General features: G+C 67.3%; 23 protein-coding genes. 7 read left to right on the forward strand and 16 right to left on the reverse strand.

Translation table 11 applies throughout. The features are described from left to right. Positions 1-48: 48 nt before the first annotated feature. The 11 genes from HWX87_RS20810 to flhD form a co-directional block, all read right to left on the reverse strand. Positions 49-1,140, reverse strand: a complete 1,092-nt coding sequence (locus HWX87_RS20810) for a chemotaxis response regulator protein-glutamate methylesterase (RefSeq protein WP_176048936.1) — start codon at positions 1,138-1,140, stop codon at positions 49-51. After that, entirely contained in the window at positions 1,137-1,916 is a 780-nt protein-coding gene (gene cheD, locus HWX87_RS20815) for a chemoreceptor glutamine deamidase CheD (protein WP_176048938.1), read from the reverse strand. Before cheD ends, HWX87_RS20810 begins: the two co-directional genes overlap by 4 nt. After that, on the reverse strand, positions 1,913-2,905 hold the full coding sequence (locus HWX87_RS20820) for a CheR family methyltransferase (RefSeq protein ID WP_176048940.1): 993 nt from the start codon (positions 2,903-2,905) through the stop codon (positions 1,913-1,915). Before HWX87_RS20820 ends, cheD begins: the two co-directional genes overlap by 4 nt. A 3-nt stretch (positions 2,906-2,908) precedes the next feature. Next, the gene (locus HWX87_RS20825) at positions 2,909-4,864 is read right to left on the reverse strand and encodes a methyl-accepting chemotaxis protein (protein WP_176048941.1); all 1,956 of its coding nucleotides are present in this window, start codon (positions 4,862-4,864) and stop codon (positions 2,909-2,911) included. Positions 4,865-4,901: 37 nt separating this feature from the next. Further along, positions 4,902-5,417, reverse strand: a complete 516-nt coding sequence (gene cheW / locus HWX87_RS20830) for a chemotaxis protein CheW (RefSeq protein ID WP_176048943.1) — start codon at positions 5,415-5,417, stop codon at positions 4,902-4,904. Between the two features lie 51 nt (positions 5,418-5,468). Next, entirely contained in the window at positions 5,469-7,697 is a 2,229-nt protein-coding gene (gene cheA / locus HWX87_RS20835; RefSeq protein WP_176048945.1) for a chemotaxis protein CheA, read from the reverse strand. A 33-nt stretch (positions 7,698-7,730) separates the two neighbouring features. Next, on the reverse strand, positions 7,731-8,108 hold the full coding sequence (locus HWX87_RS20840) for a response regulator (protein ID WP_176048947.1): 378 nt from the start codon (positions 8,106-8,108) through the stop codon (positions 7,731-7,733). 29 nt (positions 8,109-8,137) lie between these two features. Next, complete coding sequence (gene motB / locus HWX87_RS20845; RefSeq protein ID WP_176048949.1) at positions 8,138-9,157, reverse strand: flagellar motor protein MotB; 1,020 nt, start codon at positions 9,155-9,157, stop codon at positions 8,138-8,140. A 13-nt stretch (positions 9,158-9,170) separates the two neighbouring features. After that, positions 9,171-10,031, reverse strand: a complete 861-nt coding sequence (gene motA / locus HWX87_RS20850; protein ID WP_176048951.1) for a flagellar motor stator protein MotA — start codon at positions 10,029-10,031, stop codon at positions 9,171-9,173. A gap of 170 nt (positions 10,032-10,201) precedes the next feature. Continuing rightward, positions 10,202-10,756 (reverse strand): flagellar transcriptional regulator FlhC, encoded by a 555-nt coding sequence (gene flhC, locus HWX87_RS20855; RefSeq protein WP_011350591.1) that lies wholly within the window; start codon positions 10,754-10,756, stop codon positions 10,202-10,204. A 93-nt stretch (positions 10,757-10,849) separates the two neighbouring features. Beyond that, complete coding sequence (gene flhD / locus HWX87_RS20860; protein ID WP_069746442.1) at positions 10,850-11,170, reverse strand: flagellar transcriptional regulator FlhD; 321 nt, start codon at positions 11,168-11,170, stop codon at positions 10,850-10,852. A gap of 664 nt (positions 11,171-11,834) precedes the next feature. Here flhD and HWX87_RS20865 point away from each other — a divergent pair. Continuing rightward, positions 11,835-12,899 (forward strand): glycosyltransferase family 4 protein, encoded by a 1,065-nt coding sequence (locus HWX87_RS20865; protein WP_059232704.1) that lies wholly within the window; start codon positions 11,835-11,837, stop codon positions 12,897-12,899. A 103-nt stretch (positions 12,900-13,002) separates the two neighbouring features. Here HWX87_RS20865 and HWX87_RS20870 read toward each other — a convergent pair whose 3' ends face one another. After that, complete coding sequence (locus HWX87_RS20870; RefSeq protein WP_174384121.1) at positions 13,003-13,299, reverse strand: H-NS histone family protein; 297 nt, start codon at positions 13,297-13,299, stop codon at positions 13,003-13,005. A 300-nt stretch (positions 13,300-13,599) separates the two neighbouring features. On the opposite strand from HWX87_RS20870, the gene aqpZ reads away from it, so the two are divergent. Next, a complete protein-coding gene (gene aqpZ, locus HWX87_RS20875) occupies positions 13,600-14,343 on the forward strand; it encodes an aquaporin Z (protein WP_176048954.1) in 744 nt (247 codons plus the stop codon). A gap of 132 nt (positions 14,344-14,475) precedes the next feature. On the opposite strand, the gene HWX87_RS20880 is transcribed toward aqpZ, so the two are convergent. Together HWX87_RS20880 and HWX87_RS20885 are read right to left on the reverse strand one after the other, a co-directional pair. After that, positions 14,476-15,300 carry a Cof-type HAD-IIB family hydrolase gene (locus HWX87_RS20880; protein WP_176048956.1) on the reverse strand — a complete coding sequence of 275 codons (825 nt, stop codon included), beginning with the start codon at positions 15,298-15,300 and terminating at the stop codon, positions 14,476-14,478. Between the two features lie 136 nt (positions 15,301-15,436). Then, the gene (locus HWX87_RS20885; protein ID WP_176048957.1) at positions 15,437-16,318 is read right to left on the reverse strand and encodes a BadF/BadG/BcrA/BcrD ATPase family protein; all 882 of its coding nucleotides are present in this window, start codon (positions 16,316-16,318) and stop codon (positions 15,437-15,439) included. A gap of 142 nt (positions 16,319-16,460) precedes the next feature. Between HWX87_RS20885 and HWX87_RS20890 the strand changes: the two genes are divergently transcribed. Next, positions 16,461-17,063 carry a DNA-3-methyladenine glycosylase I gene (locus tag HWX87_RS20890; RefSeq protein ID WP_176048959.1) on the forward strand — a complete coding sequence of 201 codons (603 nt, stop codon included), beginning with the start codon at positions 16,461-16,463 and terminating at the stop codon, positions 17,061-17,063. A 115-nt stretch (positions 17,064-17,178) separates the two neighbouring features. On the opposite strand, the gene HWX87_RS20895 is transcribed toward HWX87_RS20890, so the two are convergent. Beyond that, positions 17,179-18,414: a PepSY-associated TM helix domain-containing protein gene (locus HWX87_RS20895; protein WP_176048961.1), complete on the reverse strand. Its 1,236-nt coding sequence runs from the start codon at positions 18,412-18,414 to the stop codon at positions 17,179-17,181. A 229-nt stretch (positions 18,415-18,643) separates the two neighbouring features. Here HWX87_RS20895 and HWX87_RS20900 point away from each other — a divergent pair, with 229 nt between their 5' ends. Next, a complete protein-coding gene (locus HWX87_RS20900; protein ID WP_176048963.1) occupies positions 18,644-20,767 on the forward strand; it encodes a TonB-dependent receptor in 2,124 nt (707 codons plus the stop codon). A gap of 157 nt (positions 20,768-20,924) precedes the next feature. Here HWX87_RS20900 and rpsU read toward each other — a convergent pair whose 3' ends face one another. Beyond that, positions 20,925-21,137, reverse strand: a complete 213-nt coding sequence (rpsU, locus tag HWX87_RS20905; RefSeq protein ID WP_006401410.1) for a 30S ribosomal protein S21 — start codon at positions 21,135-21,137, stop codon at positions 20,925-20,927. 521 nt (positions 21,138-21,658) lie between these two features. Between rpsU and HWX87_RS20910 the strand changes: the two genes are divergently transcribed. From HWX87_RS20910 to HWX87_RS20920, 3 genes are all read left to right on the forward strand, one after another. After that, on the forward strand, positions 21,659-22,483 hold the full coding sequence (locus HWX87_RS20910; RefSeq protein ID WP_176048964.1) for a flagellin domain-containing protein: 825 nt from the start codon (positions 21,659-21,661) through the stop codon (positions 22,481-22,483). Between the two features lie 187 nt (positions 22,484-22,670). After that, positions 22,671-24,086, forward strand: a complete 1,416-nt coding sequence (gene fliD / locus HWX87_RS20915) for a flagellar filament capping protein FliD (RefSeq protein WP_176048966.1) — start codon at positions 22,671-22,673, stop codon at positions 24,084-24,086. A gap of 37 nt (positions 24,087-24,123) precedes the next feature. Beyond that, a complete protein-coding gene (locus tag HWX87_RS20920; RefSeq protein ID WP_176048969.1) occupies positions 24,124-24,420 on the forward strand; it encodes a flagellar protein FliT in 297 nt (98 codons plus the stop codon). Positions 24,421-24,543: the final 123 nt, after the last annotated feature.

A 24,543-nucleotide genomic window follows, 5' to 3' on the forward strand; every position in this document is an offset into this window, starting at 1 on the left:
CGTTTCCGTCGGGACGCGTATCGTGGCACGCGCCCCGTGACATTCCATTCAAACGCGCTGCACGCGGTCGCCCATCGTCGCCAGGCGCGCCATCACGCGGCGGCTCATCTCGGCGAGCGGCGCGATCTCGTCCGCGCCGCCGAGCGCGATCGCCTCGCGCGGCATCCCGAACACGATGCAGCTTGCTTCGTCCTGCGCGAACGTGTGAGCGCCCGCGCGTTTCATTTCCAGCAGGCCGGCCGCGCCGTCGCGGCCCATCCCGGTGAGGATCACGCCGATCGCATTCTTGCCCGCGTGCGTCGCCGCCGAGCGGAACAGCACGTCGACCGACGGGCGGTGCCGGTTCACCGGCGGCTCGTCCGACAGTTGCGCAATATAGTTCGCCCCGCTTCTCGCAAGCAACAGGTGCGCATGGCCCGGCGCGATGTACGCGTGACCCGGCAGCACGCGCTCGCCGTGCTCGGCTTCCTTCACCGCGATCCGGCACAGGCCGTTCAGCCGCTGCGCGAACGACTTCGTGAAGCCCGGCGGCATGTGCTGCGCGATCAGCACGGCCGGCGCATCCGGCGGCAGCGGCGTCAGCACTTCGCGGATCGCCTCGGTGCCGCCCGTCGACGCGCCGATGATGATCAGCTTCTCGGTACTGACGAGCGGGTTGTTGAACATCGGCGCGGCCGCGTGGCTGTCCGCCGCGCGTGCGACGGCCTGCGGCTGCGGCGCCTGGCGCACGCGCGCACGCGACGCCGCGCGGATCTTGTCGGCGAGCTTTTCCGCGTAGTCGAGCATGCCGTCGCGAATCCCGACGCGCGGCTTCGTGACGAAATCCACCGCACCGAGTTCGAGCGCGCGCAGCGTGATTTCCGAGCCGCGCTCGGTCAGCGACGACACCATCACGACCGGCATCGGCCGCAGGCGCATCAGCTTCTCGAGGAAGTCGAGCCCGTCCATGCGCGGCATTTCGACGTCGAGCGTGAGCACGTCGGGGTTGTGCTGCTTGATGAGTTCGCGCGCGACGAGCGGATCGGGCGCGGTCGCGCACACCGTCATGTCGGGCTGGCTGTTGATGATCTCGGTCATCAGGCTGCGAATCAGCGCCGAATCGTCGACGCACAATACTTTGATCTTCTGCACTGCGGTCATGCCTCCTGCTTTCTTGATAGGTTAGCCGCATACGGGCTGCCGGCTTGCGGGTTCGCTGCCCGTACGCCGCCGGCACCCGCCGCGCTCCCGGAACCGGCCGGCGCCGCGCCGCGCGCACCGAACAGCTCGACGCGCGGACGCGCCGGCTGCGCCGCCGCCGGCCGCTTGGCCGCGAACAGCTCGACGTGCGGGCGCGGCCGCGCGGCGCGCAGGCGGTCGGCCTCGCGCGCGAGCGCGGCTTCGCGCTCGGTCACGCCCGGCACCTGCAGCCGCAGCTTCTTCACCATCGCGCGACCCGTGCGCGGCATGAACGCAACCTTGCGCGGATGGACGTCCTGCAAATCCTCGGCGGTGATGCGGATGCGTTCGAGCGCCAGATAGCGGCGCACGAAATCGGCGTTGCGATCGCCGATGTTGATCGTCGTCATCCCGGCCAGCACGGCCGCGCCGCCGAACACCTTCGCCTCGAAGCGCTCGCGGCGCCCGCCGGCCTTGATCAGCTCGTTGATCAGCACTTCCATCGCGTACGCGCCGTAGCGCATCGAATCGGATGCTGCCGCGCCCGCATCGGCGCCGTCGTCGGGCAGCATGAAGTGGTTCATCCCGCCAATGCCCGCGTACGGATCGTGAATGCACGCGGCGACGCACGAGCCGAGCACGGTCATCAGCACCATGTCCTCGGACGTCGTGTAGAACTCGTTCGGCAGCAGCTTCACGCCGGGAAGGCCGAAGTGGTTGTCGAAGTAGCGATTGGTCGCGATCGGCAGCGCACTCATCCACGCTCTCCCAAGGCGGGCGCGGCGCCCGCAGCCCGTGCGCGCACCGGCGACGGCATCGCGGCCGCCGCAGGCGCCTGCGCGCCACGCGGCCGCGCACCCTGCGCGGCGTCGCGGGTCAGTTCGTACACCGTCTGCCCGCGCAGCCGGAACGCCTGCGTCACATACGTGAAGTTTTCCGAATGGCCGGCGAACAGCAGCCCGCCCGGCTTCACGAGCGGCTCGAAGCGCGACAGCACCTGCCCCTGCGTCGGCTTGTCGAAATAGATCATCACGTTGCGGCAGAAGATCGCGTCGAACGGCTTCGCGATCCCGTAGTCCGCATCGGTGAGGTTCAGTTGCTCGAAGCGGATCATCGCGCGCAGCTCGGGACGCACCTTCACGCGGCCGGCCTGCGGGCCCGTGCCCTTCAGGAAGAAGCGCTTCAACCGCTCCGGCGACAGGTGCTTGACCTGGTCGTACGTGTAGATGCCGGCTTCCGCCTTCGCGAGCACCTGCGTGTCGAGATCGGTCGCGAGGATCGATGCGCCGCGCGCGGCCGAATCGCCGAGCGCCTCGATCAGCGTGATCGCGATCGAGTAAGGCTCCTCGCCGGTCGACGCCGCCGAACACCAGACCGACACCGGCGCCGGCCGCCCTTTCACGAAATCCGACAGGATCGGGAAATGGTGCGACTCGCGGAAAAACGCGGTCAGGTTCGTCGTCAGCGCGTTGGTGAACGCTTCCCACTCGAGCGGATCGTCTTCCTGCTCGAGCAGGTCGAGGTAGTCGCGGAACGTGTCGAGGCCGCGCGCCCGCAGCCGCCGCGCGAGGCGGCTGTACGCCATGTCGCGCTTGTGCTCGGACAGCGAGATCCCCGCGCGTTGGTGGATCAGCGCGCGGATGCGTGCGAAATCCGCGCCCGTGAACGCGAAGTCGCGCCCCGGCTCGCCCGCGCGGGGCGAGGCATCCGGTGCATCGGGTCGAAACGGCGCGCGCGCGTGCGGCATGGTTTAGAAGGTCTCCCAGTCGTCGTCGGACGTGCCGGCTGCCGCCAGCGCCGGCTTCTCGCCGTTCAGCGCCGGGCGCACGAGCGCGGGCTTCGCGGCCGGCTTGTCCGCCGGTGCGGCCGCTTTCGCGAGACGCGGGCCATAGCCGCCCGCGGCGGTGCCGCGGGAAGCCGGGGCATCCGTCTGCGTGCGCGCGGCGCTATCGGCCGCGCGCTTCGGTTCGTGGCTGGCGCCCGACGCCGCTGCACGCGCTGCCGGCGCGCTGCGGCGTGCCGGTTGCGCCGCCGCCTGCGGAGCCGGCAGCGCGGCGGCTGGCGCCCGCGGCTCCGACGGCAGTGCCGGCACGGCCGCCGGTTCATGCGCGAGCGGCCGCGCGACACTGCGCGCCGGCGCGAGCACGATGCCGCCCGCGACGCGCCAATCCGACACGATCGCCTTCATCTGGCGCGTCTGCTCCTCGAGCGACGCCGCCGCGGCGGCCGCCTGCTCGACGAGCGCCGCGTTCTGCTGCGTGACCGAATCCATCTGGCCGACCGCGCGGTTGACCTGCTCGATGCCGGTCGACTGCTCGTCGGACGCGGCGCTGATCTCGCCCATGATGTCGGTCACGCGGCGCACGGCCTGCACGATCTCGTCCATCGTCGAGCCCGCGCGCGACACGAGCGCCGACCCGCTTTCGACCTTCCCGGCCGAATCGCCGATCAGCTGCTTGATTTCCTTCGCGGCGCTCGCGCTGCGCTGCGCGAGCGAGCGCACCTCGCCCGCGACGACCGCGAAGCCGCGGCCCTGCTCGCCCGCGCGCGCGGCTTCGACCGCCGCGTTCAGCGCGAGGATGTTGGTCTGGAACGCGATGCCCTCGATCGTGCCGATGATGTCGACGACCTTGCCCGAGCTCGCCGCGATGTCCTGCATCGTCGACACGACCTGGCCGACCACGTCGCCGCCCTGCGTCGCGATGTCCGACGCGTTCACCGCGAGCTGGCTCGCCTGCCGCGCGTTCTCCGCGTTCTGCCGCACGGTGCCCGTCAGCTGCTCCATGCTCGATGCGGTTTCCTGCAGCGACGCGGCCTGCTCCTCGGTGCGCTGCGACAGGTCGATGTTGCCGGTCGCGATCTCCCGCGCGCCGACGTCGATCGATTCGGTGCCGCGATGCACGGCCTGCACCATCGTCGTGACGGCGTCCTGCATCCGCTTGATGCCGCCGAACAGGCGGCCGATCTCGTTCGTGCTGAACACGTTCACCGGCTGCGTGAGGTCGCCGCCGGCGATGCGCTCGAAGTGCGCGATCGCGTCCTCGAGCGGCTTCACGATCAGCCCGCGCAGCGCGAAGCGGATCGCGATCACGACGACGAACGCGAGCGCGATGCCGGCCGCGATCAGCGCGACCATCAGCGAGATCTGCGACTGCGTCGCGGCCTGGCGGTCTTCCGCGCGCTTCTGCAGCGCGGCGACCACGGCCGCCGACGCGTCGCCGTAGGCGACGAACATCGGGCTGATCTTGGTGTCGGCGACCGCGTGGAACGCGGCCATGTCGCCCGCGCGCGCGGCCGCGAATTCGGGCTCGACGCCTTCCTTCACGATCGTCGTGTAGCGCGCGGTCAGCTCGTCGACGAGCGCCTGCTCGACACCGAGCCTCGGGGTCGACTGGAACGCCTGCCAGTTCTGGTTCGACTTCGCGAACAGCTCCTGCGCGCGGTCGAGCACCTTGGCGGCCTCGGCCGTGTTGCCGGCTTCCGTCAGCGAGCGGAAGCGGTCGAGCGACACGCGCGCGCGCAGCAGGTACGACGACGTGTCGTCGAGCGTGTGGATCGCCGGCAGGTCGACGTGCGCGATCTCGTCGAGCGAGCGGCTCGCGTGATTCAGCGCGTAGAGGCCGAGCCCGCCGACCGCGGCGGCCAGGCACACGAGGATGAGTCCGACCGCCGTGAGCGTCGTGCGGATCGACCAGTTATGCAACATTGCAGATTCTCCCGAAATTCCTGCGCACGCGGCGCACTTACCCGCCGAGCGACTCGATCAGCGCCATTTCACGGCTCGACATCAGCTTCTCGATGTCCATCAGGATCAGCATCCGGCCGTCGACCGTGCCGAGGCCCGTCAGGTACTCGGTCGTCAGCGTCGCGCCGAACTCCGGCGCCGGCATGATCTGGTCGGTCTGCAGCGTCAGCACGTCCGACACGCCGTCGACCACCATCCCGACCACGCGATGCGCGACGTTCAGGATGATCACGACGGTCTGGTGGTCGTACTCGACGCGGCCGAGATGGAACTTGATCCGCATGTCGACGATCGGCACGATGATCCCGCGCAGGTTGATCACGCCCTTGATGAACTCCGGCGCGTTCGCGATGCGCGTGACGCTGTCGTAGCCGCGGATTTCCTGCACTTTCAGGATGTCGATCCCGTATTCCTCGTCGCCGAGCGTGAACACGAGGAATTCCTGGCCCGTCGCGTCGCCCTGCACCGCGTCGCGGCGGCTCGTCGCCGCGTTCGCCGCGGCCGGATTGATCATTTGGACTTCAGCAGACACGTTTGCCCCCAATCGGTTGAATGGCGAGAGTCATCAGAACATCGCGAGCTCGGCGCCGGCACGGGCGCCGTGCGTCGCACGGGTTTCGCGGTTCAGCGCCGCGACGTCGACGATCAGCGCGACGCTGCCGTCGCCGAGGATGGTCGCCGCCGAGATGCCATGCACCTTGCGGTAGTTGGTTTCGAGGTTCTTCACGACCACCTGCTGCTGGCCGACCAGCTCGTCGATCAGCATCGCGAAGCGGCGCCCCTCGGTTTCCATGATCGTGACGATCCCCTGCGTCGGGTCGGTGCGCGCATCCTCGACCGAGAACACCTCGTGCAGCGCGACCAGCGGCAGGTATTCGCCGCGCACGCGCACCACGCGCTCGCCGTTGCCGACCGTGTAGATGTCGTCGTTCGACGGCTGCAGCGACTCCATCACGAAGTTCAGCGGCAGGATGAAGATCTCGTTGCCGACCTTCACCGACATCCCGTCAAGGATCGCCAGCGTGAGCGGCAGCACGATCCGCGTGGTCGTGCCGCGGCCGGCCAGCGACGTGATCTCGACGTGGCCGCCCATCGACTGGATGTTGCGCTTCACGACGTCCATCCCGACGCCGCGGCCCGACACGTCGGTCACCGTCTCGGCGGTCGAGAAGCCCGGCGCGAAGATCAGCTGCCAGACCTCGTCGTCGCTGATGTTGTCCGACACCTGCATGCCCTGCTTCGCGGCCTTCGCGAGGATCCGCTCGCGGTTCAGGCCCGCGCCGTCGTCGCTCACCTCGATCACGATGTTGCCGCCGTGATGCGCGGCCGACAGCACGAGCTGGCCGACCGCGTCCTTGCCGGCGGCGACGCGCTTGTCGACGGTCTCGATCCCGTGGTCGAGGCTGTTGCGCACGAGGTGCGTGAGCGGATCGATGATCCGCTCGATCAGGCTCTTGTCGAGCTCGGTCGCCTGGCCGAACGTGACGAGCTCGACCTGCTTGCCGAGCTTGCCGGCGAGGTCGCGCACGAGGCGCGGGAAGCGGCTGAACACGTAGTCCATCGGCATCATGCGGATCGACATCACCGCTTCCTGCAGGTCGCGCGCGTTGCGCTCGAGCTGCGCCATCCCGTTGAACAGGCGGTCGTGCAGCGCCGGATCGAACGCGCTCGCGGTCTCCGCGAGCATCGCCTGCGTGATCACGAGTTCGCCGACGAGGTTGATCAGCTGGTCGACCTTCTCGACGCCGACGCGGATCGAGCTGCCTTCGGCGCCCGATGCGGCGGCGGCGGCCGGGCGCGCGCGCTTGTCGTCATGGTGCGCGGCGGCAGGCGCCGCGTGTTCGGCTTGCGGTTGCTGCGCGGGCGGCTGCGGCTCGGCCGGTGCAACGGCGGCGGCCGGCTCGTCAGGTGCCGGAGCCGGTGCGGCCTGCGGTGCGGCAGCCGGCAGCGCGAACACCTCGACGCGAGCGGGTTGCGCGGCGGCGACCGGTTCGGCAGCCGGCGCGGCAACGGCCGGCGCCGTGCCATGCGCGACGCGGATCTGGCTTTCGTCGATCACGAAGCAGCATACGGCGACGATGTCGTCGGACGGCACGTCGGATTCGAGCCACAGCGACAGGTCGGCGCCCGTTTGCTCGCGGCCGACGATCCGGCCGAGGTTGCCGAGTTCTTCGGTGAGCAGTTCCTGGTCCTTCGCGTCGACGCCGACCAGCGTGATCTTCAGGTGCGGGCCGCCGGCGCCTGCGTCGCCCGCGGGATGGGCGGCCGCGACAGCCTGCTCGACCACGTGATCGGGCGCACGGTCGCCACCGGCGACCGGTTCGACGGCCGGTGCAACGGCTACGGCAGCAGCAACCGGCGCGGCGGGCGCAGGCGCGGCGGCGGCAGCCGGCGCACCCGCACCGCTCTCGGCCTTCAGCCGTTCGAGCTTCGCGCAGATCGTCGCGGCGGCGGCCGCGTCCGGTTCGGCGCTCGCGCGGTAGTCCGCGAGCTGGTCGGACAGCACGTCCTTGGTCTCGAGGAACGCGTCGACCATGTCCTTGGTCAGCGTCAGCTCATGGTTGCGCGCGCGGTCAAGCAGCGATTCGAGGATGTGCGTCGTATCGGTCAGCGCGGAAAAGCCGAACGTCGCCGCGCCGCCCTTGATCGAATGCGCGGCGCGGAAGATCGCGGCCAGGTCTTCGGGGTCGGGCGCGTCGACGTCCAGATTCAGCAGCAGCTGCTCCATCTGCGCGAGCAGCTCGTCCGCTTCGTCGAAAAAGGTCTGGTAGAACTGAGTGATGTCGAGAGTCATGCCCGGGCACCGGTTGGATTCTTCGCGTTCATGTCAGGAGGCGGCCGGCTCGGACAGCGTCGCGACCAGGTCGACCAGCACGGCCGGGTCGATCGGCTTCTCGATCCAGCCGGTCGCGCCCGCGTCGCGCGCGGCGTCCTTGAAGGCATCGCTGCCCTCGGTCGTCAGCACGAGGATCGGCGTGTCCACATAAGCAGTCAGCTTGCGCAGTGCGGCGATCACCTCGAGCCCGTTCTTGCGCGGCATGTTCTGGTCGGTCAGCACCAGGTCGTACGGCGCGGTCGCGGCCATGTCGAAGCCGGCTTCGCCGTCCGGCGCCACCGTCACGTCATAGCCGGCCTGTGCAAGCGTCGCCTGCAACAGTGCACGCATGGTCGCGGAGTCGTCGATGGCGAGAATGGTTCGGATCATGTCTGTCTCGGAAGCTTGTCTTGTCGATATCAGGGTTTCGGCACGGCGACGGCGGACGCCGCGAGCGCCGGGCGCACGGCAGGCGCCGCGCCGCCGAGCTGCTGCGCGAGCTGCTTCGAGCCGGCCGCATCGGCCGACAGCGTCGTGGTCGTCGCGTCGTCGCGCATCAGCGCCTCTTCGGATTTGCGGTTCAGCACGATCACGCTGATCCGGCGGTTTTCCGGATCGAGCGGGTCGGCCTTGTTCAGGTTCTGCGTCGACGCGAGGCCGAGCACGCGCAGCACTTTCGCCTCGTCCATGCCGCCGGAGATCAGCTCGCGGCGCGATGCGTTCGCGCGGTCGGCCGACAGTTCCCAGTTGCTGTAGCCGCCCTCGCCGCCCGCGTACGGCACGGCATCGGTGTGGCCCTGGACGATGATCCGGTTCGGCACGTCGTTCAGCGTCTTGCCGATCTCGCGCAGGATGTCGCGCATGTACGGCTCGACGTTGTCGCTCGACATCGCGAACATCGGCCGCTTCTGCGTATCGACGATCTCGATGCGCAGCCCCATCAGCGTCGAGTCGATGCGGATCTGCTGCTTGAACTGGCGCAGCGTCGGGTTGGCCTCGATCGCGGCCATCAGCTTGATCTGCAGGTCATGCAGGCGCGCCTGCTCGAGCCGGTCCTGCGCGCCCTGCGCCTGCGAGCGCGTGTTGTCGTCGCCGGCCTTCGCGACGCGATCGGCGAGCTGCGTCGTGCCGTCGGTGCGGCGCAGCGTGCCGGCGTCGACGCTCGACAGGTCGCGGCCGCCGGCGTTGAGGATGCTGGAATCCTGCGAATTGCGGTCGCCGCTGCCGAGCAGCGCGGCCTTCAGCGGCGTGTTGAAGTACTCGGCGATCCCCTTCAGCTGCACCGGCGTGACCGAGCTCAGCAGCCACATCAGCAGGAAGAACGCCATCATCGCGGTCATGAAGTCCGCGTACGCGAGCTTCCATGCGCCGCCATGGTGGCCCTTCTTCGCCGGGGCCACCCGCTTGACGACGATCGCGCGATCCTTGCTCTTGCTCATCGTGCGCTCCGCGTCACTTCGCCTTCACGCGGCGCACGTGCTCTTCGAGCTCCGAGAACGACGGGCGCTCGGTCGAGAACAGCACCTTGCGGCCGAACTCGACGGCAATCGCCGGCGCATAGCCGTTCAGCGTCGCGAGGATCGTCACCTTGATGCACTGGAACATCTTGGTCGATTCGGCGACGCGCTGCTCCGCGAGGCTCGCGAGCGGCCCGATCAGCCCGTACGACAGCAGGATCCCGAGGAACGTGCCGACCAGCGCCTGCGCGATCATCGCGCCGAGCACCGCGGGCGGCTTGTCGGCCGACGCCATCGTGTGCACCACGCCCATCACGGCCGCGACGATGCCGAACGCCGGCATCGCGTCGCCGACGCGCATCAGCGCGTGCGCGGGGCCCTCGCCTTCCGCGTGGTGCGTCTCGATCTCCTCGTCCATCAGGCTCTCGATCTCGAACGCGTTCATGTTGCCGCCCACCATCAGGCGCAGGTAATCGGTCAGGAACTCGACGATGTGCTTGTCGGCGAGGATCTTCGGGTATTGCGTGAAGATCGGGCTCTTTTCCGGATCGTCGATGTCGGCCTCGAGCGTCAGCGTGCCTTCCTTGCGTGCCTTCGCCAGCAGCACGTAAAGCAGCGCCATCAGCTCCATATAGACGTCCTTCGTGTACTTCGAACCCTTGAAGAGCGTCGGCAGCACGCGCAGCGTGGCCTTGATGGTCTTGCCGCCGTTGCCGAGGATGAATGCGCCGACGCCGGCGCCCGCGATCATCAGGATCTCGACCGGCTGGATCAATGCGCCCAGATGCCCGCCTGCCAGCGCATAGCCGCCGAAGACGGACAACAGCGTCACGAGTGTTCCCACGATAATCAGCACTGCCTGTCCCTCACGAAAGACCGGCGGGAAGACCGCCGTTAAACAGGTTTACGGCAGTCGGCAGGAAAACTTTCGCGGCCGTCCGGCGGCGGCCCGACGGTGTTTACCAGCAATGCACGGACGATTCGCGTGGCCCGCGGCAACCGCCCGCGCCCCGCCCGGCCCGGCGCTCAGGCCGCGGCGGCAGCCAGTTCGGCGCGCGCGGCGGCGGCCTTGCGGGTCTTGCCTGCGCGCGACGGCGGCTGGCACAGGCCACACACGAAACCTTGATGCGGATCATGCGCATGCGCGACGAAGTGGCCGCCGCAGCGCGTGCACGGAGTCATCTGCAGCATCCCGGAATCGAAGAAGCGCACGAGCGTCCACGCCCGCGTGAGGCTCAGCGCGGCCTCGTCGCCGGACAGGTTCACGTGCTCCTGATAGAGCCGGTACGCCTTCACGATCGACTGGATCGGCTCGCAGCGGCCGTGGTCCTGCATGAACCGGTAGATGTTGTAGAACAGCGACGAGTGGATGTTCGGCTGCCACGTCATGAACCAGTCGGTCGAGAACGGCAGCATCCCCTTCGGCGGCGACACGCCCTTCAGTTCCTTGTACAGCTTGATCAGACGGTCCCGCGACAGGCTCGTCTCCGCCTCCAGCAGCTGCAGCCGGGCGCCCAGTTCGATCAGTTCGATGGCGAGGGTGATTTCCTTCACCTCGATCACGACGCTTTTGCTTGCCATGGTGATAACCGTCCGCTTGACGTTGTTCGGATGGATGGCCAATACGCTGCCCTCCGGCTCGGTACGCCGGGGCACAACGCAAGGCGGGATGGATCAGCGGACGCTTTCGACCTGCTGCCCGGCCATCAGGATGGCCGAGTGGGCGTGCGCGACGACATCGCTACGGCCCTTGTCGGCGAGCGACGACAGCAGCGCGTGATCGTCGAAGCGGAAGCGGCACAGCATCTGGTTCGACGCGGCAAGCTTCACGGTCTGTGCGAGCGTGAGGTTTGCGAGCACGTCGGCGAGTTCCTGGGAAATTCCCATGCGGAACATGCCCATCGCCTTGTCTTCCCGCAGCAGGCGTTGCGCGAGGAGGAGGTACGACAGGTTGACCTCTTTGATCTCACTGAGCATTTCGCTGGTAGCGCTCATGATTCCCCCGTTAAAGAGCTTTGCTTTGGCCATTCGTGTTATGAAAACGTTTGCTCGCTCGGAGCGCTCTTGGCGCTCGGTCGGCTCGTTTATAGTCTTACAGGGCGAATTTTGGCCAAACGGCATTTATGCCGGTATCAGCGAAGTGGCGTATGCCATGCAGGATTTGTCTGTAAACCGTGTAGGAATTTTTCCGACAAAGCGAATTGAAAGGGGTAATCGGGAAAGCGGGTGACAGCGCGAATTCGGCTGTGAGGGCTCCGATGGCCGCCGCTCGGTAGCGAAAGGCTTGCCGGCAGGGCTGCCGACAATCGGATCGGTAAAAATTATAGTGGTTTTTCACGATAGCGCAACAATAGTTGCTGTCATCTCGATTCATGATTCCGCGCCCCTTTTCTCGGGGTTTTCGCGTATTTCATCGTGTAACAAGCCTTAAGTGTTTGAAAAAACACTCGAACCCCTCAAGGCGATATCGATAATGGACTCCAATGGGCGGCGGCGCGAGCCGTGCCGGCCCGCCCCGCAGCTTGCCGTCCGGCGCCCCGCGCACCCCGTCCAGGGCCCGGCCACGTACCGCCAACCGCGTGCGTCGGCGAGTTCCGCAACGTTGGATGGGATCCCTATCAGCGCCACGGCGCCCACGGATCGAAACCGGAGAACACCCATGCGAATTGCCCAGATCGCGCCGCTTTACGAAGCCGTTCCGCCGAAACTCTACGGCGGCACCGAGCGTGTCGTGTCCTACCTCACCGAGGCGCTCGTCGAACTCGGCCATGACGTGACGCTGTTCGCCAGCGGCGACTCCGTCACGTCGGCCCGTCTCGAGGCGGCGTGGCCGCGCGCGCTGCGGCTCGACCCGTCGATCCGCGATTCGATGGCGCCCCACATGCGGCTCCTCGAGCAGGTCGCCCGCGTCGCGCACGAATTCGACGTGCTGCACTTCCACCTCGACTACCTGCCGTTTCCGCTGATGTCGCGCCTCGACACGCCGTACGTAACGACGCTGCACGGCCGCCTCGACCTGCCGGAACTGCAGCCGGTGTTCGATGCGTTCCCGGACGCGCCGGTCGTGTCGATCTCGAACAACCAGCGCAAGCCGCTGCCGCAGGCCGCGTGGGCCGGCACCGTGTATCACGGGCTGCCCGACACGCTGCTCACGCCGCAGCCGGGCGTGAAGCCCGAATACCTCGCGTTCCTGGGCCGGATCTGTCCCGAAAAGCGCGTCGACACCGCGATCCGGATCGCCGCGCAAAGCGGGCTGCCGCTGAAGATCGCCGCGAAGGTCGACAAGGCCGACGCCGACTATTTCAAGGAAGTGATCGAGCCGCTGCTCGGCGAGGCGCACGTCGAGTTCATCGGCGAGATCAACGAGGCGCAGAAGCCTGCGTTCCTGTCCGGCGCGAAGGCGCTGCTGTTCCCGATCGACTGGCCGGAGCCGTTCGGCCTCGTGATGATCGAGGCGATGGCCTGCGGCACGCCGGTCGTCGCGTTCAACCGCGGCTCGGTGCCGGAAGTGATCGAGGACGGCGTGACCGGCTTCATCGTCGAGGACGTGCAGGGCGCGGTCGGCGCGCTGCACCGGATCGACACGCTGTCGCGCACCGCGATCCGCCAGCGTTTCGACACGCGTTTCAGCTCGAAGGCAATGGCGCAGCGTTATGTCGAAACTTACGAATCGCTTTGCACGGCGACCAAGCAACCGGTATTGCGCCGGGTCGCAGGTGCCTGACGCGGAAATCCGCGCTGAAATATTCGGTAAAATCCGCGCCAAAATCGGCGCGTAAAACAAAAGAGCCGCATCGACGATGCGGCTCTTTCTTTTTGGCTTCCGGTCATTCGATCACGAAGCGATCGCGGTTTTTCCCGACGATCCAATTCGGCGGCTTGCCGCGCCCGCTCCAGGTTGCACCCGACTTCGGATCGCGGTATTTCGGCGGCAGCGGCGCCTTCTTCGGCGGGCGTCCGCGCCGTGCCCGTTCCGCGAAGCCCAGGTCCTGGGCCGTCAGGCCATATTCCGCAATCATTCGCTGGACGTCGGCAATGACCGCCGCCACTTCCTGGCGGCGTACGTCGTCCGCCTGGGCCTGCAGATCGGCGATCTGCGCCTTGAGTTTCGCGTATTGAGACATTTTTTGACTCCCCTTTTCGATGATGCGGCCCCGGCGAATCCTGCCGGGACGCCAACACCCGTTACGTCATCCGCACTGCCGCCCTGCCCTTCGAAATAAATGCTGTCATCTTTAACCGATTTGGCTATATCGAGAATGCGGACTTATTCTAATAAAAGGCATTCGTCAGCCATTCAAATTTAACAATCGTTGACCCTCCCGGACGCGATTCATTTCCTATAATCCAGACCAATTCCGGGCGATCGAATAAATCCGTCGTGTCGTCCGTTGGTCTTCAACCCACTTGAACGAGGTCCTTACATGAATCTTTCTCAGCGTCTCGCTGCAGAGGTATTCGGCACGTTCTGGCTGGTGCTCGGCGGGTGCGGAAGCGCCGTGCTGGCCGCCGCCTTTCCGGGCCTCGGCATCGGCTTTGCCGGTGTCGCACTTGCCTTTGGCCTGACCGTGCTGACGATGGCATTCGCAATCGGCCACATCTCGGGTTGCCACCTGAATCCGGCGGTGAGCGTCGGCCTGACGGTCGCCGGCCGCTTCCCGGCACGCGATCTCGCACCGTACATCGTCGCGCAGGTAGTCGGCGCCACGCTCGGCGCGTTCGTGCTGTACCTGATCGCAACCGGCAAGCCGGGCTTCGACGTCGTCGGCAGCGGCTTCGCGACGAACGGCTTCGGCGATCGCTCGCCCGGCCACTACTCGCTGACCGCATCGTTCATCTGCGAAGTCGTGATGACGGGCTTCTTCCTGTTCGTGATCCTCGGCGCGACCGACAAGCGCGGTGTGCCGGCCGGCTTTGCGCCGATCGCGATCGGCCTGTGCCTGACGCTGATTCACCTGATCTCGATCCCGGTCACCAACACGTCGGTGAACCCGGCGCGCTCGACCGGCCCGGCGCTGTTCGTCGGTGGCGACGCGATCGGCCAGCTGTGGCTGTTCTGGGTTGCGCCGATGATCGGCGCGGTACTCGCAGGGATCATTTACCCGCTGGTCGCCGGGCGTGACGACGCCGTCGACCGGCTGCCGGCATCGGCTCGCACAAGCGAATAAAACACTACGGGGTCAAGCGAGCAGAGCAGCGAGCCTCACGCTGTCCAAGAACATCGAGGCAGGTAGTTTCGACGGGCGCCATTGGCGCCCGTTTTTCATTGCCGCTCGGGAAACGCGCCCGGGACCGGGCACTCAGGACGCGGCGACGTTGCCCTCGAGCGAGAACAGCGTGCGCAGGTGGCGGGCGACACCCGCATCGAAGTTGTTGCCGATCCGCGGGACGTGCGGCAGCCGCGCGACCAGGTCGGGGTTCGCGTTGTTCATCATGAACGCGTGACCGGCGGTTTCGAGCAGGTCGATGTCGTTCATGTTGTCGCCGAACGCGATGCAGTGGCCGGTATCGACGCCGAGCCGCGCGAGCACCGTGCGCAACGCACGGCCCTTCGACACGTTCGCGGTCATCACTTCCAGACAATCGGGCAACGAGTACGTGACGTACAGCGCATCGCCGAAGCGCACGCGCATCTGCTCGGCGACGATCGCCAGATCGGCCGGCTCGCCGATATACAGCACCTTCGCGATACCGGCGCCGTCGTGCGCGGCCATGTCGATCACGTCGTACCGGAAGCCCGAATCCTGGTGGAAGTCGAGCAGGTGCGGCGCATCGCGGTCGATCAGCCAGCCGTCGTTGGTGAACAGGTTGACGATCACGCGGCCATGCGCGCCGGTGACGTCCGGCTGCACGAGGCCGCGGACGATCGCGGGATCGATGTCCTGCGCGTGGATCCGCGTGTCGTCCGGCGCATGCACGCGCGCGCCGTTCGACGTGATCAGGTACGGCCGGATGCCGAGCACGTCGCGAATGCCGGCGACGTCCGCATAATGGCGCCCCGTCGCGATCACGAACTGCAGGCCGTCGCGGTCGAGCCGCCGGACGGTGTCGATCGTGTACGGGTCGAGCTGGTGGTCGCTGTTCAGCAGGGTACCGTCGAGATCGGTGGCGATGACTTTGTACATAGGACGGGAGAATGGCGCGCAGGGCTCTGCGGAATCGCCATTTTAACGTCGTGCCCGGCGGCGCGCCGGACGGTTCCCGGTCAAGCGCCGCCTCCGGTGCGGCGTCAACGCACCTTCCACCCCGCCTTGCCTGGCCTCAACCGCCTTCTGCCGCCCGCAGCGCCTGCAGCGCGAGCCGCAGCGAGCCATGCGCGGAATCGTCGAGCGGCGCGCGCAGCCGTGCGGCGTGACGCGCCGGCACGGCCGGCGCGAGCGCGTCCGCCAGCCCGCCGCACAGCGCGACCGGCAGCGCCTGCTGCGGATCGAGCGCATCGATCATCTTGCCGATCTCGTCGCCGGCCTGCGCGATCAGCGCGCCCGCGACCGGATGCGTGCGATGCGCGAACACGATCGGCGCGAGGCGCGCGTAGATCGTCTGGTTCGCATCGCACGACCACTGGACGAGCGCGTCGCGATCCTGCGCGCCCGTTTCCGCGAGCAGTGCATCGGCGAACGCATCGCGCGGCACGCGGCCGTCGAGCGCCTGCTGCGCGTACGCGAGCGCACGCACGCCGAGCCACGCGCCGCTCGCCTCGTCGCCGGACGGAAAGCCGAAACCGCCGGCGATCCGGCACGTACCGGCCGCATCGAGCGCCGCCGCGATGCTGCCGGTGCCGAGCGCGACGATCAGCCCCGGCGCGCCGCCGTGCGCGCCGACGACCGTCGTATATGCGTCGCTCTCGATCGCGAGCGCGCCGAGCGGGGCCTGCGCGCGGAACGCGGCGAGCCACGCCGCATTGTTGACGCCCGCGAGCCCGCAGCCGAGCGCGCACTGCGACCACTCGAACGCGAAGCCGGCCTGCGTGAACGCGTCCGCGCACGCCGCGCCGATCGATGCCCATGCGCGCTCGATGCCGAGCCCGAGCCCCGACGGGCCGCCGCGCCCCTGCGCGAGCTCGCGCCCGTGCCGGTCGGCCAGCACCGCGCGCGTGCCCGTGCCGCCGCCGTCGATGCCGATCGCAAAAAGTAATGCCGCCATGCCTTCATCCCGCTGATTCGAACAGGCGCCAAGCTTAACCGGATCGGCGCCGCGCGCCCATCTGCCGTTCGGCCGGCTATCCCGCGAAAAGGGCTTCCGCTATGCTGGCACGATCAAATCGACACTGAACACGAGGCAGACGATGTCGCAGCGGTGTAACTGGGTGAAGACGGAAGCGGACGCTCACTACCACGATACCGAGTGGGGTATGCCGTCGCATGACGATCGCCACCTGTTCGAAATGCTGATCCTGGAAGGCGCGCAGGCCGGGCTGTCGTGGTCGACGATCCTGAACAAGCGTGCGGGCTATCGCGAGGCATTCGCGGCGTTCGACGTCGACGCCGTCGCGCGTTTCACGCCGAAGCGCATCGAGAAGCTGCTGGAGAATCCCGGCATCGTGCGCAACCGCGCGAAGGTCGAGTCGGCGGTCACCAATGCACGCGCGGTGCAGCGCATCCGCGAGGAACACGGGTCGCTCGCCGCGTTCCTGTGGTCGTTCGTCGGCGATACGCCGATCCAGAATGCCTGGCAGTCGTATCGTGACGCGCCCGCATCGACCGAGCAGTCCGAGGCGCTCAGCAAGGCGCTGAAGGCATATGGCTGCAAGTTCGTCGGCTCGACGATCTGCTATGCGCTGATGCAGGCAACCGGCATGGTCAACGATCACGAGGCCGGCTGCCCGTGCCACGCGCAGTGCGCGGCGCTCGGCGGAAAACAGCCGGCCCGGAAGCGCAAGGCGGGCTGACGGCGAAGGCGAAAAGCGCCGGCGCAAGTCGGGCGCCCGTCCTTCACCAGCGCCCGCGGCGCTGGCGGCACCGGCGCCACGCGTCACTTATCGCGCGTCACTTATCGCGCGTCACTTACCGCGCGGCGCGTGACGATGCCGGCACGACCGGCCGCGCACTCCGTGCGGCCCGCACACGTGCGCTGCGCTTCTTCACCCAGATGCAGACACCCGTCACGCTCAGCATCGCGATGACGATGCCGAGCGCGCTGACCGCGATGCGGCCCGCGACTCCGGCGATCCGCCCCGAGTGCAGCGGAAACTGCACCTGCATGAACAGGTCGCCGGCCGAGCCGCGGCCCGGCACCTGGGCCGCGACGGGCTTGCCGGTCACCGCATCCCAATACAACCACGCATTGCCGAGCCCGACATCCCCGTGGTCGTTGCCGGGCGTGAAAAACCCGACCGCATAGACGTTCATCGCCGGCGCGAACAGCAGCGCACCGGGCGGCGCGGTAATCCCCGCGTCGCGCCCGGCCGCGCGCGCGATCTCGACGATCCGCTCGCGCGGCAGCACGGTGCTGCCCGGCGGAGCCGGCGGGAAGTGCCCGGGATTCGTGTACGGCGTCTCCGCGAGCGGCGACACCAGCGACACCAGCGGGCGCACGACGGGCACGGCGAGGTTCATCGAGATCGATGTGACCGCAACGACCAGCAGCAGCCCCCACACCCATACGGCACCCGAGCGGTGCAGGTCGAACACGAGCGGATAACCGCCGCGCCGCACGCGGAACGCGAACGACTTGCGCCAGCTTTTCAGGTTCGGGAACGCAAGCACGAGCGCGATCAGGCAGTCGATCGCCCACACGATGCCGACGACGCCCATCACCCAGAACCCGAAGTTGATCCCGCGGTACTCGGGCAGGAACAGCGAGTAATGCAGCCGGTAGATGAACGGCATCAGGTCGAGCCGCGCGAGCGACAGCTCGCCCCATTCGCGGCGGCCCTGCACCGCGCCGGTCGCGGGATCGACGGCGATCTGGCTGAAGTCGATCGCGTGCGGCTGGCCGGTCGCCGGATCGGTGCGCGGGATCACGCCCGCCTGCAGCGTGTGCCCCGGCTCGACCGCGAGCGGCAGATAAGTCACCTGCACGCGCGGGTCGGCAGCCTCGATGCGCGTCGCCAGGTCGAGCGGCGGAAGCGGCGCCGCAGCGCTGTGCGCGAGGTAGAAGTCCGGATTCAGCGCCGCGTCGAGCTCGTGGTCCCACGCAATCAGCGCGCCGGTGAGCCCCGCGACGAACAGGAACAGCGCAATGGCAAGCCCGAACCAGCGATGCAGGCGGACGAGAAACGGTCGCAGGAACGCATTCATCGCGTACACGGCGACAGGAAAGCGGGCCGGCACAGACGGCGGCCCCGGTTCGACGGGATGCAGGTCATGTGATGTCGAATGCCGCGCAAGCGCCGTCCGGCCACGCCAGGCGAGGCCGGATGCCCTTGTGCGCGGCATGGAAATGTTGCGCGTTCGGCGGGTTTTGATACGATGCGCGACATTTTAACGCAATGCGAATGATTCTTACTTGCATTTTTACTCACTCGCCATGACCGCCAGCCTCGCCCGACCTCCCGTTCGTCCACGCCGCGTGGCCGCCGCCCTTGCCTGTTTCGCCGCATCGCTCGCGCACGCCGACGATTCGCCCGGCGACGCCGCGGTGCTGCCGGCCCTCAACATCACGGCCGCGCACGATTCGCCTCAACACCTGACGGACACGATCTCGACCGGCGCGCTCGGCACGCGCCGTCAGCTCGACACGCCGTTCTCGACGACGATCGTCACGTCGGAAGAACTCGAGGCGCGCCAGCCGTACAAGCTCGGCGACGTGTTCGCGAACGACGCATCGGTGTCCGACAACAGCGGCGCGTACAGCGCGTGGGCGAGCTACATGACCGTACGCGGGATGCAGCTCGACTGGCAGAACGGCTACAAGATCGACGGGCTGCCGTTCGTCACGTACGGGATCACGATGCCGTACGAGCAGCTCGAGCGCGTCGAGCTGCTGAAGGGGCTCGGCGGTTTCCTGTACGGCTTCGTGACGCCGGGCGGCGTCGTGAACTACGTGACGAAGCAGCCGGGTACCGAGCCCGTGCGCAGCGTCGACGTCGGCTACCGCAGCACCAGCGTGTGGACCGAGCACGTCGATCTCGGCCAGCGTTTCGGGCCGAACGGCATGTTCGGCGCGCGGCTGAACGCGACGCACGAGGAAGGCAAGACGTACAACGACGGCAACATCCGCCGCGACAGCGTGTCGCTCGCGCTGCAGGCGAACCTGACGCGCGACCTGTCAGTGTCGTTCGGCGCGCTGTACCAGGAACGCCGCACGACGGGCCAGACGCCGTCGATCTTCACCGGCAGTTATCCGGGCGGCGCGCTGCCGGCAACGATCAGCGGCGGCTCGACGAACCTCGGCGGCAAGGACCAGTACCTGAACACGAACCTCCAGTTGTACACGGCCGGGCTGCAATACCAGCTCGCGCCCGACTGGCAGCTCGACGTCGCCTACAGCTACAGCAAGGCGACGCGCCGCCGCAACGAAAGCACGCTGTACCTGCAGGACGCGTCCGGCAACTACACCGACAGCCGCTACGTCGGGATGGAGGATCACCGCTTCAGCCAGTGGCGCGCGATGGTCGAGGGCAAGGTGCGCACGGGCCCGTTCAGCCACCAGATCGTGCTCGGCGCGTCGTGGCAGAAGCAGGCGAACGACTATTCGGCGAACAGCGTGTTCGTGCCGCTCGGCGCGGGCAACCTCTATGCGCCGAATCCGTACCGCTACGAGAGCCCGCACGGCTTCATCCAGTACCGCACGAGCGAGATCGTGCAGAAATCGCTGTTCGCGAGCGACACCGTGCAGCTCACCGAGCGCTGGTCGGTGCTCGCCGGCGTGCGCTACATGAATTACGAGCAGCGTTCGTTCCAGGCGAGCGGCGCCGAGGATCCCGGCTACCGCCAGAACGGCGTCGTGACGCCGACCTTCGCGGTGATGGTCAAGCTCGCGCCGACGACCACCGCGTATGCCAGCTACGCCGAATCGCTCGAGCCCGGCAGCCGCGTGAACGACGTCTACGCGAACGCGGGCCAGGTGCTCAAGCCGTTGCGCAGCAAGCAATACGAGCTCGGGATCAAGAGCGAGCACGCGCGCTGGAGCGCGACGGCCGCGCTGTTCCGCATCGAACGCAGCGCCGAGTATGCGAATGCCGCGAACGTCTACGTGCAGGACGGCGAATCGATCATCCAGGGGATCGAATTCGGCGCGCGCGCGAAGTTCGGCTCGCGCTGGAACGCGGGCGTCGACGCGATGCTGCTCGACGCGTGGTATGCGAACGGGGTCGGCAACAACGGCAATCGCGTTGCAGGCGCGCCACGCTTCGTGCTCGCCGGCGACATCGGCTATGCGGTGCCGGGCGTGCCGGGGCTGACGCTCGGCGTCGACGCGAAATTCACCGGCGCGACACCGCTGCGCGCGGCCGGCGGCCTCGACGCGCCGGGCTTTCTCGTCGTCAATGCGGGCGCACGCTACCTGACGCGGGTCGGCCGCCACGACGTGACGCTGCGCGCGTCGATCGACAACGTGCTGGGCCGCCGCTACTGGGAATACCAGTACGCGGATTACGTGAAGCCGGGCGACCCGCGCACGGTGAGCCTGAACGCGAAGATCGACTTCTGAACGCCGCGCCGGCGGCCGCACACCGCCGGCGATCAACCCTTGGCCGGAACGGCCGCCCACGGCGGCCTCGGGATTTTCCCGGACCCCAAAAGCAAAACGGCGGAGCGGCCTCTTTCGAGGCACACCCCGCCGTTTCGCGGCAAACCGTCAGACGCTCTTAGTGGAGCTTCTTCGGCAGCATCTGGCTGCGCAGACGCTTGTGCAGGCGCTTGACGGCTGCTGCCTTCTTGCGCTTGCGGACTGCGGTCGGCTTTTCGTAAGACTGGCGCTCACGCAGTTCAGCGATCAGGCCATTTTTTTCGATAGCGCGACGAAAGCGGCGAATCGCCACTTCGAACGGCTCGTTTTCTTTCAGAAGAATCGTCGTCATGTCGTTCCTAAATTGCTTAAACGGTCAAAAACGTAGCGGCCAAGCGCCACGCACCGGCCATCCGGGCGTCCCCACAACAGGCGAAACGAGCGGAAATACGGCCTCGGAGGCCGGAAAAGAGAGGCGGAAAGCACCGCGAGTACGCTTCACAAGCTGCGTGCAGCGCCGCGTTTGACTGCCAGCAGACATGCCGAAAACGGCAGGGCCTCGACAGAAATCTCAATTCAGCCCGCCATCATAGCAGGGAATCACAGACAAAACCATCCTTTTGTCGACCGCGGGCAAACGTTCCATCCAACCGGACGATTCTCGAACCACTGCCATCGCGCTGCCCGCCATACCGGACGCGCCTTCCCGGCGAAACCGGTCCTTCCGTCCCGAATTTCCTCAAACATCCCTCTAAAGTTTTCGCCGGGTGCCGCCGTCAACCAGGAAAGGCGGGCAGCGCCAGACGCGAAAAAGCGCAACGCCGAAATCAGAACCTGTCTGTATCTCAGGCATTTTCCAAAACGAGGAAGCAAATGCTGAACATCAACACCAACATCCTTTCGCTGACGACGCAGACGAATCTGTCGGGCTCGCAAAACGCACTGTCGCAAGCGATCAACCGCCTGTCGTCCGGCAAGCGCGTCAACACGGCAGCCGACGACGCGGCAGGTCTCGCGATCTCGACGTCGCAAACGGCAGCGATCAACGCGCTGACCCAAGGCGTGTCGAACGCGAACAACGGCATCTCGATGATCCAGACGGCAGCCGGCGCGCTGCAGTCGACCGTCGACAACCTGCAGCGTATCCGTACGCTGGCAGTCGAAGCAGGCGACGGCTCGCTGGATTCGAACGCACGTGCGAACCTGCAGGCTGAAGTCACGACGCGTCTCGGCGAAATCGACCGCGTGGCGACGCAAACGTCGTTCAACGGCCAGACCATCCTGAGCAACGCCGGCAATGTCACGTTCCAGGTCGGCGCATCCGCCAACCAGACCGTTGCCGTCAACTTCGGCGCGACGGTGTGGACGAGCACGGGCGCAGGCCTGAGCCTGAGCGGCCTGTCGGTCAGCGACCAGACGAGCGCACAGTCGGCCATGACGGCAATCGACGCGGCACTGAAGAACGTGAACACGTTCCAGGCAACGCTGGGTGCAGCACAAAACACGTTCCAGGCTGCGATCACCACGACGCAAACCCAGGCAACGAACATGAGCGCAGCGCGTTCGCAGATCACCGACGCGGACTTCGCGACGGAAACGGCGAACCTGAGCAAGGCGCAAGTGCTGCAGCAAGCCGGCATCTCGGTGCTCGCGCAAGCGAACTCGCTGCCGCAGCAAGTCCTGAAGCTCCTGCAGTAATCGGGAACACCCGCGCCGGGCGGTCCGCCCGCGCGCACGGCGTCGTCCGCGTTGCGGCGCGCGACGGCGCCGGTTCGATTCGTCGAACCCGACACTCCAGGGAGGCATGCCTCCCTGCTTGCATTGAAACCGAAGTACGGCGACCCGCCGGATCGCGCGCAATCGCGCAAACGACTGGAGCACCCGCATGACCACGACGAGCACAAGCACGACGGATATCGGCAGCATCCTGGCGCAGGCCGGACAATCGATCATCAGCGGCGCGACCAATTCGACGCTCGACGTCAATTCGCTCGTCACGTCGCTGGTGCAGGCCAAGACCATCGGCCAGCAGACCACCATCACGAACAAGCAGACGGCCGACAACACCGAGCTGTCGGCGGTCGGCAAACTGAAATCGGCGCTGTCGGCGCTGCAGACCGCGATCACGGGCCTGTCGAACGGCACGACGCTGAGCGGCCTCGCGGCGACCGCGAGCGGCAACGGCATCACCGCGTCGGTCAAGAGCGGCGGCGGTGCGGTGGCCGGCTCTTATGCAGTCAACGTCACGCAGCTCGCCACCGCGAACAAGCTGTCGTCGGCCGGCGTCACGTCCACGGACACGATCTCCGCCGGTTCGCTGAGCATCACGCTCGGCACGGGCACGCCCTTCAACGTCAACGTCGCCGCCGGCGCATCGCTGTCCGACATCGCGAAATCGATCAACACGACGGCCGGCAACCCGGGCGTCACCGCCTCGGTGATCACCGGCTCGGACGGCCAGCATCTCGTGATCCAGTCGAACAACACCGGTGCGGCCAACACGGTGTCGGTGAGCGGTACCGGCGTCAATTCGAAGCTGACCTCGGGCTACACGACCGTGACGCCGGCCGCCGATGCGAAACTGACCGTCGACGGCACGCCGGTGACGAGCGCGTCCAACAGCGTGTCGGGCGTGCTGACGGGCGTCACGCTGAACCTGACGACGCAGGCGCTGAACACGACCCAGACGGTCACGCTGTCCCCCGACACGACGGCCACGACGACCGCGATCAACGCGTTCGTCAGCGCGTACAACACCTACGTGACGACCGCGCAGTCGCTGTCGTCGTACGATCCGAACACGTCGACGGCCGGGCCGCTGCTCGGCGATTCGATGCTGAACACGATCTCGAACGGCCTCGCGACCGCGATCAGCGGTGGCGTCACGACGGGCGGCTCGACCTATTCGCTGGCGGCCATCGGCATCAACCTGCAGGCCGACGGCACGCTGCAGGTCGATTCGACCGCGCTGAACACCGCGCTCACGTCGAACAACCCGGCCGTCGCCGGCCTGTTCAACACGACGAACGGCGTCGGCCAGACGCTCAACAACCTGGTCAACACCTACACGCAGACCAACGGCCTGATCGACCAGCGCACCACCGCGATCAACGCGGACCTGAAGAACCTGTCCGACCAGGCGACGCAGCTGCAGAACTACTCGGCCCAGCTGACCACGCAGTACAACGCGCAATTCACCGCGCTGAACAACCTGATGGCGACGATGGCGAACAACACGAAGTACCTGACCCAGCTGTTCGGCGGCACCAACAGCGCCGGTGCGCTCGCCACCAACAAGTAACCCGCCCTTCGCACGACGCCGGACGACGACCATGACCATGATGACCGATGCCCTGAACCATGCGCTGCACCTGACCCAGGCGATGCAGTCGGCGACCGCGTTGCGCGACTGGGAGCGCGTCGCCGCGCTGGCCGACGAGCGCTCGCCGCTGCTGATGGGCCTGTCGCCGGAGCAGACGCCCGCCGCGCTCGACACGATCCGCCGGATCATGGACATCGACGCATCGATCGCGCAGGACGCGCAGTCCGATCGCGACCGGCTCGCGCAGCAGTTCACCGCATCGCGCGAGCGGATCCGCGCCGCGAGCGCCTACCAGGCGACCGGCATGCTGTAAGCGCACGAACAACAACGCGCGCCGCCATCGAGCGGGCGCCGACGTCGTATCGTCGAGCCGCATTCGTGCGGCTTTTTTTTCGCCGGTCCGGCGGGTGGAATGAGGGGGCGCCGTCGCATGCGC

The sequence above is a fragment of the Burkholderia sp. BCC1644 genome (genome assembly GCF_902833225.1).
In the GTDB taxonomy this organism is placed as follows: domain Bacteria; phylum Pseudomonadota; class Gammaproteobacteria; order Burkholderiales; family Burkholderiaceae; genus Burkholderia.